This window comes from Saccharothrix sp. NRRL B-16314, from assembly GCF_000716595.1.
GTDB lineage: Bacteria > Actinomycetota > Actinomycetes > Mycobacteriales > Pseudonocardiaceae > Actinosynnema.
Map to the genome: position 1 here is coordinate 1 of NZ_JNXC01000212.1, position 323 is coordinate 323.

Annotated in this window: 1 protein-coding gene; it reads left to right on the forward strand. The window is 67.2% G+C overall.

All coding sequences use genetic code 11. From position 1 onward, the window contains the following. Window positions 1-323 (forward strand): glycoside hydrolase family 3 N-terminal domain-containing protein (locus tag OQ02_RS39695; protein ID WP_033443844.1); only part of this gene is annotated, 323 nt, incomplete at both ends.

Below are 323 nucleotides of genomic sequence, written 5' to 3' on the forward strand. Positions count from 1 at the left end.
ACCAGGGCGTCACCAGGGTCACCCGCGAAGAGCTGGAGGCGGTGCACCTCGCGCCGTTCGCCGAGGCCGTGAAGCGCGGCACCGGCACGGTCATGCCCTCGTACTCCTCGCTGGACGTCCTCGGTGACGAGCGGGGTCCGGTGAAGATGCACGCCAACGCCGAGATGATCAACGGCGTCCTCAAGGACCGGATGGGCTTCGAGGGCTTCGTCATCAGCGACTGGCAGGCCATCGACCAGATCCCCGGCGACTACCCGAGCGACGTACGGACCTCGGTCAACGCCGGACTCGACATGATCATGGTGCCGACCGCCTACCAGGAG